This is a genomic window from Methyloversatilis sp. XJ19-49, assembly GCF_024580145.1.
Classification (GTDB): Bacteria; Pseudomonadota; Gammaproteobacteria; order Burkholderiales; family Rhodocyclaceae; genus Methyloversatilis.
This window is the reverse complement of sequence record NZ_JANINI010000012.1, coordinates 28,558-44,811: the sequence shown is the minus strand read 5'-3', so window position 1 is coordinate 44,811 and position 16,254 is coordinate 28,558. Positions and strand designations below refer to the sequence as shown.

Sequence of the window (16,254 nt, the reverse complement as noted above, 5' to 3'; positions counted from 1 at the left end):
CTGTGGGAGCGGCGGCCTCGCCGCGATACGCACTTTGCACAACGACGGTCGCGGCACTGATCGCGGCGAGGCCGCCGCTCCCACAGGGCCGGCGCCAATCGCGGCGAGGCCGCCGCTCCCACAGGGACCGCGCACAGGAACCGCGCTCCCCTGCGAGCCGCTCAGGGCTGGCGCGTCACGGCGGCGCGGATGTCGGTGAGCTTGGCGCGGACGCGTTCCGCGTTGGCTTCCCCCATGCGCAGCATGATCTTCTGCCCCTCCGACAGCTTTTCCAGTTCCGGGTCGGCAAACGTGAAGAGCACCTTGGGCTGTTTCAGGCGGATCGGTCTCTGCACGACCGGCGTGGCGAGCAGATGATCGATCACCTCGACCAGCCTGTTGTTGAAGTAGCCGTTCGGGTAGCCCAGCTCGACGTACTGCTGCTGGAACAGCGAATAGTGGCGAACGTACAGATCGACCAGCCGCGCCGTCGGCACCATTTCGGCCAGCTGCACATATACGTCATAGCGCGCACCGTTTGCGGCGTCGAGCGTCAGCGTGTCGCCGCTGCCTGCGGTAACCGGTGCGCCAGGTACCGGCTTGACCGGCATCAGCCGCCGCGTCACCTTTTCGCGCGGCAGGTTGTCGATGGTCACGACAATGCGGCGCACGATGTCGGTCGAACTGAAATACTTGTCGAACGAGGCGCCGAACAGACCGACCAGTCCGTCGCGCATCAGGGCGTCGCTGTCGACCGGGGCGGCATCGGGTGACGCCGGAGCGGCGTCGGGTGGCGTTGCGATCGGATAGTTCGGAACCTCGACCGGCGTTTCGGCCGGCGCAGGTTCTGCAGGCGGCGCGACCGCCATCGACGGAGCGTCGGCAGGCGGTGATTCCTTCTGCATATATGTATACAGCGCAGCCGCGCCGGCCAGTACCACGACGACCAGCGCACTCTTTGCCCATGTATTCATCCGGAGTCCTCCCGTTCTTGTTGGAATGTTGATGATTGACCCTGAATGCTGCGCTTGATTTCCCGCTGAAGCATGTCGGGATGTAACACGTTGACAGCTCAAGGGCCTTCCATCGGACCTACCATCCACCTTTGGACACTGCTTACGGAACACCGCCATGAACGACTGCCCGATCGAACTTGTCATCGCCGCGCGCCACGCCGACCTGGGCAACGGCCTCGTGGTGCGCCGCGTTTTGCCGTATTCGAAGCACCGCATGGTCGGCCCCTTCATCTTCCTCGACCACGCCGGGCCGCTGACCATCGCCGCCGACGCCGTGCGCGCCGCCGACGTGCGACCACATCCGCACATCGGCCTGTCGACGGTGAGCTATCTGCTCGGCGGCCAGATGACGCATCGCGACAGCCTGGGCGTCACGCAGGTGATCCGCCCGGGCGAGGTGAACTGGATGACGGCCGGGCGCGGCATTTCGCATTCGGAGCGCTTCGAGCACCCGGCGTCGTTCGCCGGCGGCGGCCTGGAACTGCTGCAGTCCTGGGTGGCGCTGCCGGAGGCCGACGAAGAGTGCGAACCGGCGTTCGACACCTATCCGGCCGACGCGCTGCCGGTGGCCGAGGAGAACGGCGTCTGGATGCGCCTCATCGCCGGCGAGGCGTACGGCTTGCGCAGCCCGGTCAGGACGCATTCGCCGCTGTTCTATGTGCATGCCACGCTGCAGCCGGGCGCGCGTCTGGCGCTGCCCGACGCGCACGCCGAACGGGCCCTCTATGTCGTGTCGGGCCGCATCGACATCGCCGGCCACACCTTCACCGCCGGCCAGATGGCCGTGATCGCGCGCGACGCCGACAGCACGCTGCAGGCGGTCGAGCCCTCGACCGTCATGCTGCTCGGCGGCGAGCCGGTCGGCCCGCGCCACATCTGGTGGAACTTCGTGTCATCGCGCAAGGAACGCATCGAACAGGCCAAGGCCGACTGGCAGGCCGGGCGCATCGCCTTGCCGCCGCACGACAATCAGGAGTGGATTCCGTTGCCGGGCTGACGCAGCCTCTGGAGCGCCCGCTTTGGCTGTGGGGTGCTGGCTTCGGCTGTGGGGTGCTGGCTTCGGCTGTGGGGTGCTGGCTTCGGCTGTGGAGTGCTGGCTTCGGCTGTGGGAGCGGCGGCCTCGCCGCGATCAGTGCAGCGATGGCCTCCGTGCAAAGTGAGCGATCAGTGCAAAGGTGACCATTGATCGACGACCGGATCGCGGCGAGGCCGCCGCTCCCACAGGGGCTGCGCTCCACTCCAACAGAAGCTGCTATTCCAAAGGGCTGCCCCACTCCAAAAGGGACAGCTCCCACAGGGCGACTCCTCACAGGTGCCGCCCCCACAGCAGATGGAACCGCTTCAGCCCGGTACCAGCTTCCGGTTGGCGGCGCCGGGCAGCATGCGCAGTGCGGGGCCGTTTGCGACGGTGTAGCTGCGGCTTTTCACGGTGCTCACGTAGCGCCATTCGGCGCGGCAGGCCTGCGCGGTGACGGTGACCAGCATGAAGCCGCGGCGGGCGGTGTCGGCATACTGCAGCGGGCCGATGATCTGGGTCAGGCCGGCGGCGACGGCGAGCGGGTTTTCGGCCGGAAAGTACTCTTCGAAGCCGGGCGAGGTGACCGACGACGTGGCGAATTCGACGCCGACGCGGTTGCCCGCGAAATCGGTCAGATCGCTGGCCCAGGCGTTGTGCGTGTCGCCGGCCAGCACGACCAGATTCTTGTCCAGCGCGCGGGCGGTGCCGAGCAGGGTTTCGCGGGCGATCGCGTAACCGTCCCAGGCGTCGAGGTTGTACGGGATCGCCGGCTGCGCGAGCACGAATTGCTCCTGCGGCGTCAGCGTGGCGGGCGCGGTCTGCGCCTTGAACAGCAGCGCGCTGTACTGCGTGAAGCTGACCTGGCCCAGCACCAGCGGCGCCGGAATGTTCATGCGGCCCATCAGCACCTGCTGGCCGAGCATGTCCCATGTGGTGTCCGACTGCGCCAGTTGCAGGCCCAGCCAGTCGTTCTGTTCGGCGCCGAGCAGCGTGCGGTTCGGGTCGGTCAGGTCGGCGGTGAAGCGCGCGGTGTCGAAGCCGCTGGCGCCGAAATAGTTCGCGTAATCCATCTGCTGGTCACGGCCGATGAGGCGCGTATCGAGCATGTGCAGTGACAGCAGGTTGCCGAAGCGGAAGCTGCGGTAGATGCGGTCCGGGCGCGCCGGATCCGGCAGGCGGGTCGGCATCCACTCGTGATACGCGCGGATGGCCGCGGCGCGACGATCGGCGAACGCACCCTCGACGCCTTCGGTGTGGTTTTCCGCGCCTTCGCGCCAGGTGTCGTTGGTGATTTCGTGGTCGTCCCACACGGCGATCACCGGCAGCGCGGCGTGCATGGCCTGCAGATCGACGTCGGTGCGGTACTGCGCGTGACGGGTGCGGTAGTCGTCCAGCGTGATGATTTCGTCGGCCGGCTCGGACACGCGGCCCAGCGCGGCGGCGTCCTGCGAGGCATAACCGCTGCGCGAGTATTCGTAGATGTAGTCGCCCAGATGCACCGCGGCGTGCAGATCGTTCAGCTTCGCGACTTCGGCATACACGTTGAAATAGCCGGCCGGGAAGTTGGAACAGGACAGCACAGCCAGCTTGATCTGTTCGATGGCGCCGGCCGGCAGCGTGCGCGTGCGCCCTGCGGGCGACAGCTGGCCGTCGGCGCGGAAGCGGTAGTGCAGGCGGGCATTCGCCGGCAGGCCGAGCACGTCGGCCTTCACCGTGTAGTCGGTATTGGCGCTGGCCAGCACGCGGCCGCGGCGGATGATGCGCGCGAAGGCGGCGTCGAGCGCCACTTCCCACAGCACGGCGACCGTGCCCGGGCGGGTCGGCGTGACGCGGGTCCAGATGATGACGCGGTCGGTCAGCGGATCACCGCTCGCCACACCGTGCTGGAACAGGCTGCCGGGTGCGGCCAGCGCACTCGCCGAGCGGACGACGGCCGAACCGGCGAGCGCGCCGGCACCGACGCCGCGCATGAAGTCGCGGCGGGAAAACATGTTGCTGGGCATGGGAGGCACTCCGGACGATGGACGATGAACGTCGTGAAGTTTGGTGAGTGCGGGTGACACACCGATGACGGATTGTTGACGACAGCTTCAGCCAGGCGACACGCCGCTGTCACACGCGCGCTCTATCTTCCGGGGCAATGTCGTCACCTTCCGGAACCTGCCCGATGAACAAAGTCCTGCTGGCGCTCTGCGCCGCCTTCTCGATCGCCCTGCCCGCCCACGCCGTCACGCTCGAAAGTGCCACGCTGAATGGCAATCTGCTTGACGCGTCGTTCAGCACGCCGTCACTCATCGCACTCGACATTTCGCTGCTGAACAACGATCCGCTGAGCTTCAGCTTCGTGCTCGACGCCGACGACATCACGGCCGGCGGCGTCGACGTGAACGCCATCCTGCGCGACGTCAGCGGCTTCGGCATCGGATCCTTCACGCTGACGACCGGTGGCGCACTGATCTCGGTGGTGACCGGTTCGCTGCTCGCCACCACGGTGAAGGGTGATCTGCTGTCCAGCGACTACTTCGCCGGCGCACCGGTAGTCGAGTTCTATTTCGGCAACCCCTTCTTCGAGGATGGCCTGGTCGACTGGCGCATCGGTTTTTCCGGCCTCTCCGCGGGTGACCGCTTCACGCTCGACCTCGCCACCACCCCTGCCGTGCCCGAGCCGCGCGAGTGGATGCTCATGCTCGCCGGCATCGGTCTGATCGGCGTCAGCGCCGCGCGCAAGCTGGGCCGCTGAATACCAGGGGGCGCAACGCCCCGTGAGAGAAGGTCTCTGTGGGAGCGGGGGCCTGTGGGAAAGGGGACCTGTGGAAAGGGGACCTGTGGGAGCGGCGGCCTCGCCGCGATCGTGCCGCGACCATCTCCGTGCAACGTGCGCATCGCGGCGAGGGCGGAGCGGGGGTTTCGGCGAGCACTGCTCGCCGCCCGCGGAGCCGGCCGGCCATGCAGGGCCGGCAGTGGATCGCCGCTCCCACAGGTCGCCCCTACCCCGTCGTCACCCGCGGCCGAGCCACTGTTTCAGCAGCGCCTTGGCCGGGGCGCTGACGCGGGGGGCGATGGCGATCTTCGCCTGATCGGCGGGGGGGGCGTCCAGGCGGACGCGAAATTTCATCAGTTCGTCGCGGCGAAAGGCGTTGATCTTGACCTCATCGCCGGGCTGGCGGCGCGTGAGCAGGTTATCCAGTGAGCTGGCGGTGATGCGCAGGTTGTCGAGCGCGACCAGCACGTCGCCGGCGGACAAGCCGGCGCGCTGGGCGGCGCCGTGGTCGAGCACCTGGGTGAGCTTCACGGTGTCGCCCTCGCTGGCGGTCTTCACACCCAGCACCGGCGCGGTGCCGGCGGCTTCGAAGGCGAGCTCGATGCCGACTGCGCGCAGCAGGTCGTCGAGTGGCAGGTCTTCGGTGCCTTCGGTCGCCTCGGCGAAAAACTTCTTCAGCTTGAGCCCGCTCACCGCTTCGGCGGCGCGGCGCACGCCGTCTTCCGGCACGCCGATACCGGTCTGGCCGTGTTCGAGCCACAGGCGGCGCATCACATCGTCGAGCGACACGGCGCCGCGCGTCTTGCTGCGCAGCGTGAGGTCGAGCGCCAGCGCAACCAGCGCGCCCTTGGTGTAGTAACTGACGATGGCATTGGGCGCGTTTTCGTCCTGCCGGTAGTACTTCACCCAGGCGTCGAACGACGAATCGGCCAGGCTCTGCTTGAGCCGGCCGCCGCCGCGCATCACCTGGGTGACGGTCTTGGCCAGCAGCTTGAAGTAGTCGTCCTGCGTGATGACGCCCGAGCGCACCAGCGCCAGATCGTCGTAGTACGACGTGAAGCCTTCGAAGGCCCACAGCAGGCGCGTGTAGTTTTCGCGCGAGAGGTCGTAGGGCTCGAACGCGGCCGGCTTGATGCGCTTGATGTTCCACGAGTGGAAATACTCGTGGCTGCACAGGCCGAGAAAGCCGCGATACGCGTCCGACATCGCACTGGCGCCGGGCGCCGGCAGGTCATTGCGCGAACACAGCAGCGCGGTGCTCGACCGGTGTTCCAGCCCGCCGTAGCCGTCGCCGACCGCCATGACCAGAAACACATAGCGCTCGAACGGCGCCGGCTCGCCGAACAGCCGGATCTGCCACTCGCAGATGCGGCGCAGGTCTTCGCACAGGCGCGCGGCGTCGATGTCGTGGTGGCCGGTGATCGCCACCTCGTGCGGCACGCCGCAGGCCTTGAAGGTGTGCAGCGCGAAGCTGCCCATTTCGACCGGGTGATCGATCAGCTCGTCGTAACCCGCCGCGCGGTACAGCCCGAAGCCGTGCCGCCTCGCACCTGCGCGCCCGCCTGCTTCGGGCAGCGTCGTCGCCACCCGCCATTCCTTGTAGGTACGCCCGGCCGGCGGACGGATGTCCACGTCGCACGGCTGCTGCTCGGCGCCGTGCACCATCAGGAACACGCTGGAGCCGTTGAAGAAGCCGTGTGTCGTATCGAGATGCGCAGCGCGCACCGACAGATCCCACGCATACACCTCGTAGCGCACGCGCAGCACACCCTCGCACGGCGCGGCCTGCCAGGTGTGCTTGTCGATCTTGGTCAGCGGCACCGCACGGATGCCGTCGCGCGCTTCGATGCGCACGATGTGGCGCGCGAACTCGCGAATCATGTAGCTGCCGGGAATCCAGGCCGGCAGCGACAATCGCTGGCCGTCGGGCGCCGGGTGGGCGATATCGATCTCGACCTCGAACAGGTGGGCTTCGGGATGGCTCGGTGTGATGCGGTAGCGGACGGCGCTCATGTCGGTTGGCTGACGTGGAAACAGCTGCGATTTGACCACAGCGCCGGCCTGCCGCGTCACCGCAGTGCAACCGGATCGGGTCCGCATCGTCCTACACGGTGTGTCGGCTGCACCGACAGGCAGCACTGCCCTGCCCGCCTACAGTGATGCCATGGCTGAAGCGCAAGCCTGAAGCCACCCTACCTACGCAAGGAGAACACGCATGAACACCCTCACCGACACCCCGCAACGCCGCACCCTGATGACACCGGCCTTCCGCCTCGCCAGCGCTGCCGCCCTCGCGCTGACGCTCGCCGCCTGCGGTCAGCCGGAACAGGACGCGACCATCGGCCAGAAGCTCGACACCGCCATCGCCGCCACCGAAAAGAAGGCCGACGAACTGGGCGAACGCGCCGAAGCCGCCGCCGACCGGGCGCAGGAGAAGGCCGGGGAGGTCGCGGGCGACGTGAAGGCGTCGGCCAACGAAACCGCCACCGAAATGGGCGAACGCATCGACGACGCCACCATCACCGCCGCCGTGTCGGCCCGCCTCGCCGGCGACCCGGATCTGAGCGCCATCAAGATCGACGTCGATACCCGCGACGGCAAGGTCACGCTGAGCGGCCCGGCTCCGACCGAAGCCGCCCGCGCCCGCGCCGCCGAACTGGCCATTTCGGTCAAGGGCGTGCTCGGCATCGACAACCAGCTGGTCGTGACCGCCGGCTGACAACGCGACAGATCGCCCCTCGCGCGCAGACCGGGCGGCACCGCCCCGGTCGCGGCCGAAACGACGTCCTGACTCATTTTCTTGCCCGAGGAGAGATGACATGCCGAACTTTCAGACCCGCGGCCAGGCTGCCGCCCCGCCCAACGCCACCTCAACCCTCGACGGCACCCGTGCTGCGCTCGCGCGCTGCACGGGTGCCGCGCTGCTGGGCCTGATGCTCAGCGCCTGCGGACCGAAGGAAGAACCGGTGGCGCTCAGCGAGCCCACGGTCGACAAGGAACTGGCGATCGTGCTGAACCAGACCGAACAGGTCGCCGAAGACGTCAAGGCACAAGCCGGGCGCGTCGCATACGAAGCCGACATCGACGCCGCGGCCGAACGCCGCGCCGCCATCCGGCGCGACGCACTACGTGCGCGTGCCGAAGCCGAACGCGAAGCTGCCGAAGCGGCACAGACGGGAGTGGCGACCGAGGTGCGGCCCGATTCGCGGTCCAACTCGCTGCCCGATTCACGACCCGACTCCCGCCCCTCTTCGCAGTCCCAATCACCCTCCGTGTCGACGTCAGACCCGCAAGCGGCCGCCATGGCCGCCGACGACCTGCCGCCGACCGCAGCCGGGCAACCCGCCGACGCCGCACCGCCGGTCGACGACGCCGTCATCACCGCACAGATCGAAGCATTGATCGAGAAAGACGCCGAACTGGCTGCGCTCGACATCGACGTCGCAACCCTGGACGGCAAGGTCATCCTCAGCGGCACCGCCCCCTCCGAAGCCCTGCGCGCCCGCGCCGCCGAACTGGCCGTGACGATAGACGGGGTGATCGGAATCCTGAATCAGGTCATCGTGAAACCGGCCTGACCGAGGGCCGATGCGCTGAACGGGGTGATTTAGTCGAAGACCGGACGTTGAATGAAGGCCCGCCCAGTGCGGGCCTTTTGCGTTCAGGTGTCCATGACCTGCTTCAACCAGGCGATGCAGCAGCGTTCAGGGCTGGTGAGCCGCTTGGCCACTCTTTGTTGAACAAGAGCGAAGCACCAGCGAAAGTGCTGGTGGTCGGAACAAGAGCCACGCTAGATCGCGTCATCTATCCCGATCACAATCGCGAACTGCTCCGGGACAGATCACAACCGGAGGATGTATGGACCGATCTGCAAGACAATCCTGCTTTCATTCCCTATGCGGATTAGACGTGCGTTTCGCGCCGACGCCTGCCTCCGCGGCCAGGGTTGCCTCGAGTGTTAGGCGTCATGAAGGAGTATTTATGGCGTTCGAGCCAGATGGCTACACCTCCGTTGCCCCGTACCTCACTGTGAATGGCGCACAGGGCACCATCGATTTCCTTATTTACGTGTTTGAGGCGCAGTCGCTGCGGATGATTCCTGGGAGCGAAGGGAAAATCGCTCACGGCGAGGTTCGCATCGACGATACGGTGGTGATGCTCACGGATGCAGTCGAGGGCTGGCCAGCGACTCCAAGCCACGTGCACATCTACGTAAAGGACGTGGACGCGATCTTTGAGCGCGCTCTTGCTCTGGGTGCCGCGATAGTGAAGCGACCTACTCAAGACGGTGATGCTGATAAGCGCGGTGGGTTTACGGATGCGGGTGGCACCACTTGGTGGGTCAGCACTCAAGTTGAATGAGGCCTGACAACCGGTTGCAGCGAAACCGGACTTTCAGACCGTATGATTCATGCTCGCAGCCGCACGCCAGAATCACGCCAAGCGCAGCCTGAATTCAATGCATTCCCCACGGTAGAAGCAATGATGAAAACGCCGATGAGCGCAGAGCCCAAACTCGCACTTCGCATCCTCAGGACACCGCCAGCGCGCGTACTGTTGCTCGGTTTCATCCTGTTACTGATGATGAGCCTGAACACTGATGCGATGACCAGCTACGCGGGAGAGCCCATCAAAGCCGTTCTGCACATCATCGCGTTGGCCATTTCCGGCTTCGCGGTCTATGTGGGTTATGCACTACTCATCGAGCAGCGTACCGTATCGGAACTCGCCTTGCGGGGTATGGGCCGGGAACTCGGCATCGGCTTGCTCATCGGCGCCGGCTTGTACGCCGCCTGCGAAGTGATCCTCATGGCTCTGGGCATCTACCGCATCGTTGGCTTGAACCCGTTGAGCTACATGGTGCCAACGATTGCCATGGCGTTGAGCTCCAGCGTCTACGAGGAACTGTTGTTCCGCGGCGTGCTGTACGGCTCGGTGGAACAGTGGTTTGGCAGTTGGGCAGCACTTGTGGTGTCTTCGCTCGTGTTCGGCTTGAGCCACCTGTTGAACCCGCAAGGCACACTTGAGGGCGCGCTGTTCATCGCCGTCGAAGCCGGCATCTTGCTGGCTGCAGCTTACATGCTGACGCGCCGGCTTTGGTTGAGCATTGGCTTCCACATGGCATGGAACTACACGCAGTCGGCCATTTTCTCGGACATTGTCTCCGGCAACGAGGCACAGCAAGGCTTGATCAGGTCCACCATGAACGGTCCCGACTGGCTGACGGGAGGCAACTTCGGTGTGGAATCGTCCGTACTTGCGCTGCTCCTGTGCACAACCACCGGAATCGTAATGTTGGTCATGGCGGTAAAGCGCGGAAAAATGATTGCACCTTTTTGGAAAGGTCCGGGACAACCTCGCAACGCGATCTAACTCGAACGTAGGAAATTGGGGACAGCCCTCGGTTTATTTTTGATGCATCTGATGACCCTGCCGTCTTCCTTCATCGAAAGTGCATTCTCTTCATGCAGCGTGCGCGCAGTTTCGGAGGCGTCGGCTCTGCGCCTGATTCCGCTTGCGCACAACTATTCAGGTCATCCAACGTCGACCAGCTCGAACGTCAGGCGCCCGAAAGATGCCGTCACTATTTCCATCGGATGAAGAGTTGCCCACGTGGCTGCACACTTTGTTGCTCATTCTTGTTGTTTTGCCATTCGCGGGTTTTCTGTTCTGGTTTGGCGTCAGCGCGATTGCGAGTGCGCAACTTGATCCCTTGAGTGGTCCCGAATTCGGACAGTTTTTTTTCGGATCTTCACCGCTTCAGGGAAAAGCTGCGCGAGTCGCCGGCTTTTCCTTGCTAGCCTTCGGCAGTTCGTTCATCGCGATTGCTTTCCGGTTTTCACGGCTGGCAGGCGAAAGTCATTTTTCGCGTCGGCTGCCCTGGATTCTGCTGGTGATATCGGTGATGTTGTCATGGTGCGTAAAGCTGATCACGTGAGGGCAGCCTGACCGATCAGTCCGGCGGACGCGTTGAGGCAATGTCGTGCGTTCCTGATCTCACGCGTAGGGCGTCATGAGACCCACAATTTCAGTCGGACGAGCGATCCTGGTAGGTCTGCTTGCAGTCAATGCCCCCGTCTTCTTCTTGATGATCGGACCGATCTGGCTGTTTGCGCAGCTCGTGGAACACGGGGCGATCTCCGGCGCATACAGTTGGATGAGCCCATTCGTATTCGCGGGCGGGTTTGCAGTGGCCTGGCTCTGGTGGGCGCTATCCGTACCTCGCTGGCGCGTCTGGTCGTATGAACGCGTCACGGATGTCGCGGCCCTGAAGACGCGAGCAATTGAAGTCGGGCTGACCTGGCCGGATGGCCATGTCTTCGCGAGGACCGAAATCAAGTCGAAAGAGCTGGCCAGACGCGAGCGCGATCTTGAAACAGGCCAGCAGTGTCGAACGCGTCATACGGCAGAATGAGGCAACCGCAACGGCGTCCCCAATCCGCTTCTGTTCCCAATTTCCTTCTGTTCCGCGCCTGTCACTCCAGCGACTTCTCCCCCGTCGGCACCGGTGCCGCCTCGTCCGGTGCCTTTGGCGTGTCCGAGTGGTGATGCACCTTGTGCGTCTTTTTCCCCGGCTGCGGCGTCTTGTCGGCGTCGGGGGCGATGTCTTCGCCGTGTTTCTTCTTTTCCTGGCGCACCTTCTTGTCGTGCGCAATGTCGCGTGGGTCTGTCATCGCCTGTTTCCTTCGCTGGTTGATGGGCTTCCTCACCGGCCGCGCGTGTCATCCATGAAGCACCGCAAGGTGCCGGACAACGAACATCGCCTGATCTGTATCCCGCGGCATCGTGAGGTCATTGCCTGATGGGCGCAGTTCATCGCGTCGATGAGGCGCTGCAAACATGCTGCGCGCAGTCAGACCGACTGTCTGTCGGCTGGCGCACAAGGGCGACGGTGGCAATTGACGGGCGGGCGGCGGCGCGGCAGGCGACGCCCTGCGCCATGAAAAATGGGGCGCCCCGGCCCGTGCCGGAGCGCCCCATTTCGGGTGCGCGGCATGTCGACGCTGCTTATCTGACCTTGGCGCGCATCGCGGCCTCTTCCTTTTCGATCCACAGCTTGAGCGTTTCGACGTGCTCGGTCTCTTCGCGCACGAACTCCTTGGCCACCTTGCGGATATCCTGGTCTTCGGTGGTGTTCGCGACGGCGTAGTAGAACTCGAAGCCGCGACGTTCGCCCTGCAGCGCGGCCTTCAGCCCGTCCAGACGTGTCAGTGAGGGGTCGCCGGCCCACAGTGCGGTCATTTCCGGCGAGGAGTTGTCCGGCCAGGACGAGCTGGCGGGCAGTTGCACGGTGACGTCGTAGCGGGCGCACTTGGCCTTGGCTTCCTCGAGATGCATGCGCGAGTATCTGGCCAACTGGGTGAACAGCGAGGCGACGTCGGCGTTGCCGCAGGCGGCCATCGATTCGGCGAGCTGGTCGTAATGCACGGCCGCATCTTCCTCGACCTTCACCGAATAGCTCAGGAACTCGTCCAGCGAGCGGATCTGCACACCGCCCTTGTAGATGGCGGCGGCAATCGAGAGCGCCGGGCCCTTGCCGGGAATCGTCGTATCTCCTTCAAACGACACAATGATGTCTTCGTTGCGGACGAAGCACTGGCAGGCCAGCCGATGCTGCGGCGGCATGTCGTTGACTTCGGCGTCCATGATTTCTTCCTTGCTGATCTTGCCCATCTGGCGCAGCACTTCCTTTTCCTTCTCGGTCAGCGCAACGCCATAGCGCACGCGCCTGTCGACGTGGCTGACTTCGACGATGCAGGACGCGCAGTCGCCGTCCTGACAGTCGAACGGAATGGGAATCCTGTGCGCCTTGGCGAGGCCGAGCAGCGTGCCGCGGTCGCCCGCGACGGCATAGACGGTGATGTCGCGCGGCATGGCCGGCGAGGTGAATGTAACGTTTGCCACGTGAGTACTCCTGTTTGAGGGGTGGAACCTTCGAACCGCAGGAAGCGTGCCGCCGACGGGCCGCGACGTTGACGAGGATCAAGCGGACGGCATTCAGGTGCGATGGACGCGGAAAGGAATGCGGAGCGCGGCGGCAATCGCGGACTGCGCCGCGTTCAATGCCGGGGCGCGTCAGACTTCGCTGCGGACTTGCCAGCCTTTCAGATCAGCGACAGTTGCGCCGCCCCGCCGCGCGGCGCCGGTTCGGCCGACAGCCACTCGGCCGGGTACTGGCGCATCCAGCCGAGCGCGCGCTCGGGTGGCGTGGCGAGCCAGTCGGCGTAGTCGTCAGGATCCAGGATGACGACCATGCGCTTCTCGTCTTCGGGCTTGTGCATGTGCTGCATGATGGTGTGACCGGCGGCGCTGATCGTCAGCATCGAAAACGAGTACTGCACGCTATCGCCGACCGGACGCGATTCCCACAGCCCGGCGATGCCCAACGGCGCGCCGTCGCGGTGGGCGATGCGCCAGCGCACGGCGTGGCCGCTGTCGTAGCAGGGCTCGAAGATGTCGTCGGCCGGGATGATGCAGAACTGCCCCTTTTTCCACGCGTTGCGGAAAGTTGGTTTGCTGGCGGCCGTTTCGCTGCGCGCGTTGTAGGTGCTGCGCACCAGTTCGGGCCTGGCCCAGTGCGGCAGCAGGCCGAAGGTGGCCAGCACACCGTCGTCGCGCGGCTCGTTGGTGCGGATCGGCGCAACATGACCCGGAAAGGCTTCAGGCTTGACGTCGCCCACCGGAAAGATGGCCTTGATGGCACGGTCCCAGGCGGCCTGTCGGGCGGGGGTGAAGTTTGCACACATGGCTTGCGCCCGCTACGCCTTCGGCACGGCCGGCTCGAGTGTCTCGGGCCTGGACCTGATTTCACACTGCTCGCGAATGACCTGCATCGTTCCGCCCTCCCCCGTCCATGACCGTCGTCGCGCGCGACCGCCCGGGCAAGCTTTCGCTTTGCCCTTGGTCTTCAGTACTGGCCCTCAGTGCTGACCCTCAGTGCCGCCTGTCAGGCACGCCGCCCGAACTCCCCTGCTTCGATGCCGAACCACGCCAGGCCCGGCGTCCTTTCGACGACGATGCAGTCGCCGTCAAGCCGGTAGCTCAGTTGCAGATGGTGGCGCGGAGCGGACAGCACGGCCGGATTGAACACGGCGAAGTTCTCGCCCTCGGGCCGGCGCACCGACTGCACCAGCAGGCCCGGATGACCTTCGCGGTGGATGCGCGCGCCGACCGACTGCGGAAAGCTGTAATCGGCCGGATGCAGCAGCGCCGGCCAGTCGCCGGTGAGCGGCCGGAAATCGAGCAGTGCGGCGGCACAGCCCACGACATACACCTTGCGCTCGGCCACCACCGATTCGCGCTCGAAGCCGGCGTCGGCGAGCAGTCCCTGGCGCCAGTGCCAGGCGGATTCATAGACGGTCGTGTCGACCGACTCCGAGCCGTACCACACGCCGTGGCGCCCGTCTGAATAGCGGCTGGCCTGCCAGTTCTGGAACGGCCAGGCGATGGCGTTGAACCACTCGGCGTCTTCGAACGGGCGGTGCAGCACCGGCGTGGGCGATCGATAGGTAGGCGGCTTGGCATCGCCTTCGACCTTCTGAGCCAGCGCCCATTCGGCCGGGTCGTCGGTGAGGTCGTCGAACAGATCCTGCGAGGTGCGCAGCGACACGATGTTGCGGAACACGTCGCGCTGCACTTCGGCCAGCGCGAGGCGGGCGAACAGGTCCCCGAAACTTAACGACAGCGTCACTGACCGCGTGCCCGGTCGAGATAGGCACGCACCATCAGCAGGCCGGCGAAGCCCCATTCCCGGATCACCTCGACCGGACTCAGATTGTCGAAGGCGCGGTTGCGGGTGCTGATCCAACGATAGACGAGGTCGCGGTTCTGCGGAAACAGCAGTCGAAGATTCTTGTGGATGCCCAGCAGATGACCGACCCGCTCGTACTGGTCGCGGCTGGTGCCGATCGGCTCGCCGCGCCGGTAGCGCGCCAGCGCGGCGCGGTTGCTGGCGGCAATGCCGAGCAGCGCGGCCTGGTCTTCGGTGGATAGTTTCCAGTGATCAAGCAAGGTCATGACCATGCGGGCCAGCGCGCCGCGGTCTTCGGAAGCGCTGACACCCTTGTCTGCAACGGCGCCCATGGGCGGCTCCTGTCGGAGGGGGATCGTGACTTCAGGATAGCACCATCATGTTTTCATTCAAACAATAAATGTTTCTATAAATCAAACGTGGCGCGCCTGCTGCAGGATGACGCCGATCCGGAAGCGGCCGGACGGATCGCGCCCCACCTCCACCCGCCCACCCAGACCGGTCGCCAGCCCGGACACGATGGACAGGCCCAGCCCGCAATGACCGCTGCCGCCGCGCGCCGGATCCAGGCGCACGAAAGGCTGGCAGGCGCGGCGCAACGCATCGGCGCCCAGGCCCTCGCCCCCGTCGCTCACCCACAGCCGGACACTGTCGCCGGCCACCTCCACGGTCACCACGATCGGCGGCCGACCGTATTCGATGGCGTTGTCGATCAGGTTGCCGACGATGCGCTCGACGTCGGCCGCGTCGCCGCGCACGGCGGGCACCCCGTCCGGCTCGCACAGCGAGATGCCGTGACCGGCGCCGGCCTGTTCGATCGCCCTTCGCAGCACGGCGGGCAGATCGCCACACAGGTCGGGCGGCCCGTCGCCCCGGCCGCCAACGCGTGCGAAGTCGATGAACTGCCGGGTGATGCGGTCGAGCGACGCGACATCGTGGATGATGCCGTCGGCCAGTTCGGCTTCTTCACTCAGCGACGCCCTCATGCGCAGCCGCGCCAGCGGCGCACGGATGTCGTGCGACACGCCGGCCAGCATCTGTTCGCGCTCGCGGTCGCGCGCCGCCAGCTGGTCGACCATGCTGTTATAGGCCTGCACCAGCCGCACCACGTCTTCATCGGCGTGGCGCGGCACGGCCACCCGCAGCGGCCGCCCCCCCTGTTCGCCGATGCCGCGCACGACCGCGCGCAGCGGCCTTTGCAGCAGCATGAAGGCAAGCACGGCCGCCAGCGGTGTCACGCCGAACAGCAGCAGCAACCAGCCCAGCGCCGGCGCGGGCAGCGCCGGTTCCCAGTCGTTCAGCGGCAGCGCGAGCGCCAGCGGCATATCGCGCCAGACGAAGGACACCGCCAGTTCGCGCGGCGGCAACGCCCGCAGCGTCAGATTGACGGGCGCGCCGAGCGAGGCGCTCATTGCCGCTTCCAGCCGCTGCAGCAGCGGCGTATTCAGCCGTGCCGGCGACGGGATGTCGGATCCGCTGAGCAGGCGCGTGCCCTGCCCGGCCAGCACGGTCCGCAGATGCGCCACGTCGCCGTGGGAATCGGCCAGCGCCTGCGCCAGCCTTATCTGCCCGACCAGCAGTTCCGCCGCCGCGTGCTCGACCGTACCGCCGCGATGCGCCCGCCACAGCAGCAGCGCCGACGCGGTAGCGAGCACGAACAGCAGCGCGAACACCAGCGCCAGCCGGCTGCCGAACGAGGCCGGAAGCATCCGACGGAACATCGCGCCGG

Annotated in this window: 18 protein-coding genes; 9 read left to right on the top strand and 9 right to left on the bottom strand. The window is 65.8% G+C overall.

The genetic code is table 11. The annotated features are described in order from the left end of the window. Window positions 1–161: 161 nt before the first annotated feature. A complete protein-coding gene (locus tag NMQ16_RS14565; protein WP_257081560.1) occupies window positions 162–953 on the bottom strand; it encodes a DUF3014 domain-containing protein in 792 nt (263 codons plus the stop codon). A gap of 157 nt (window positions 954–1,110) precedes the next feature. On the opposite strand from NMQ16_RS14565, the gene NMQ16_RS14560 reads away from it, so the two are divergent. Next, a complete protein-coding gene (locus tag NMQ16_RS14560; RefSeq protein WP_257081559.1) occupies window positions 1,111–1,992 on the top strand; it encodes a pirin family protein in 882 nt (293 codons plus the stop codon). A gap of 344 nt (window positions 1,993–2,336) precedes the next feature. Here NMQ16_RS14560 and NMQ16_RS14555 read toward each other — a convergent pair whose 3' ends face one another. Continuing rightward, window positions 2,337–4,016: an alkaline phosphatase gene (locus NMQ16_RS14555; RefSeq protein ID WP_257081558.1), complete on the bottom strand. Its 1,680-nt coding sequence runs from the start codon at window positions 4,014–4,016 to the stop codon at window positions 2,337–2,339. Between the two features lie 164 nt (window positions 4,017–4,180). Between NMQ16_RS14555 and NMQ16_RS14550 the strand changes: the two genes are divergently transcribed. After that, window positions 4,181–4,753, top strand: coding sequence for a hypothetical protein (locus NMQ16_RS14550; protein WP_257081557.1), 573 nt, complete (start codon window positions 4,181–4,183; stop codon window positions 4,751–4,753). Window positions 4,754–5,011: 258 nt separating this feature from the next. On the opposite strand, the gene NMQ16_RS14545 is transcribed toward NMQ16_RS14550, so the two are convergent. Then, window positions 5,012–6,787, bottom strand: coding sequence for a M61 family metallopeptidase (locus NMQ16_RS14545; protein ID WP_257081556.1), 1,776 nt, complete (start codon window positions 6,785–6,787; stop codon window positions 5,012–5,014). Between the two features lie 202 nt (window positions 6,788–6,989). On the opposite strand from NMQ16_RS14545, the gene NMQ16_RS14540 reads away from it, so the two are divergent. The 7 genes from NMQ16_RS14540 to NMQ16_RS14510 all read left to right on the top strand — a co-directional run bounded on the left by NMQ16_RS14540 (window position 6,990) and on the right by NMQ16_RS14510 (window position 11,189). Then, on the top strand, window positions 6,990–7,493 hold the full coding sequence (locus tag NMQ16_RS14540; RefSeq protein WP_257081555.1) for a BON domain-containing protein: 504 nt from the start codon (window positions 6,990–6,992) through the stop codon (window positions 7,491–7,493). A 100-nt stretch (window positions 7,494–7,593) separates the two neighbouring features. Further along, on the top strand, window positions 7,594–8,352 hold the full coding sequence (locus NMQ16_RS14535) for a BON domain-containing protein (RefSeq protein ID WP_257081554.1): 759 nt from the start codon (window positions 7,594–7,596) through the stop codon (window positions 8,350–8,352). 47 nt (window positions 8,353–8,399) lie between these two features. After that, window positions 8,400–8,681, top strand: a complete 282-nt coding sequence (locus tag NMQ16_RS14530; protein WP_257081552.1) for a hypothetical protein — start codon at window positions 8,400–8,402, stop codon at window positions 8,679–8,681. Window positions 8,682–8,755: 74 nt separating this feature from the next. Next, window positions 8,756–9,136: a VOC family protein gene (locus NMQ16_RS14525; protein ID WP_257081551.1), complete on the top strand. Its 381-nt coding sequence runs from the start codon at window positions 8,756–8,758 to the stop codon at window positions 9,134–9,136. Between the two features lie 42 nt (window positions 9,137–9,178). Continuing rightward, the gene (locus tag NMQ16_RS14520; RefSeq protein WP_257081550.1) at window positions 9,179–10,147 is read left to right on the top strand and encodes a CPBP family intramembrane glutamic endopeptidase; all 969 of its coding nucleotides are present in this window, start codon (window positions 9,179–9,181) and stop codon (window positions 10,145–10,147) included. A gap of 202 nt (window positions 10,148–10,349) precedes the next feature. After that, complete coding sequence (locus NMQ16_RS14515) at window positions 10,350–10,712, top strand: hypothetical protein (protein WP_257081549.1); 363 nt, start codon at window positions 10,350–10,352, stop codon at window positions 10,710–10,712. A gap of 75 nt (window positions 10,713–10,787) precedes the next feature. Further along, complete coding sequence (locus NMQ16_RS14510) at window positions 10,788–11,189, top strand: hypothetical protein (RefSeq protein WP_257081547.1); 402 nt, start codon at window positions 10,788–10,790, stop codon at window positions 11,187–11,189. Window positions 11,190–11,250: 61 nt separating this feature from the next. On the opposite strand, the gene NMQ16_RS14505 is transcribed toward NMQ16_RS14510, so the two are convergent. The 6 genes from NMQ16_RS14505 to NMQ16_RS14480 all read right to left on the bottom strand — a co-directional run bounded on the left by NMQ16_RS14505 (window position 11,251) and on the right by NMQ16_RS14480 (window position 16,246). Next, window positions 11,251–11,448, bottom strand: a complete 198-nt coding sequence (locus NMQ16_RS14505; protein WP_257081546.1) for a hypothetical protein — start codon at window positions 11,446–11,448, stop codon at window positions 11,251–11,253. A 334-nt stretch (window positions 11,449–11,782) separates the two neighbouring features. Next, window positions 11,783–12,679 (bottom strand): 2Fe-2S iron-sulfur cluster-binding protein, encoded by an 897-nt coding sequence (locus NMQ16_RS14500; protein WP_257081545.1) that lies wholly within the window; start codon window positions 12,677–12,679, stop codon window positions 11,783–11,785. 200 nt (window positions 12,680–12,879) lie between these two features. After that, the gene (locus NMQ16_RS14495; RefSeq protein ID WP_257081544.1) at window positions 12,880–13,521 is read right to left on the bottom strand and encodes an SOS response-associated peptidase; all 642 of its coding nucleotides are present in this window, start codon (window positions 13,519–13,521) and stop codon (window positions 12,880–12,882) included. A gap of 200 nt (window positions 13,522–13,721) precedes the next feature. Beyond that, window positions 13,722–14,465 (bottom strand): RES family NAD+ phosphorylase, encoded by a 744-nt coding sequence (locus NMQ16_RS14490; protein WP_257081543.1) that lies wholly within the window; start codon window positions 14,463–14,465, stop codon window positions 13,722–13,724. Further along, window positions 14,462–14,857, bottom strand: coding sequence for an MbcA/ParS/Xre antitoxin family protein (locus NMQ16_RS14485; protein WP_257081542.1), 396 nt, complete (start codon window positions 14,855–14,857; stop codon window positions 14,462–14,464). The genes NMQ16_RS14490 and NMQ16_RS14485 overlap by 4 nt, the downstream gene beginning before the upstream one ends. Before the next feature lie 81 nt (window positions 14,858–14,938). Then, window positions 14,939–16,246, bottom strand: a complete 1,308-nt coding sequence (locus tag NMQ16_RS14480; protein WP_257081541.1) for a HAMP domain-containing sensor histidine kinase — start codon at window positions 16,244–16,246, stop codon at window positions 14,939–14,941. Window positions 16,247–16,254: the final 8 nt, after the last annotated feature.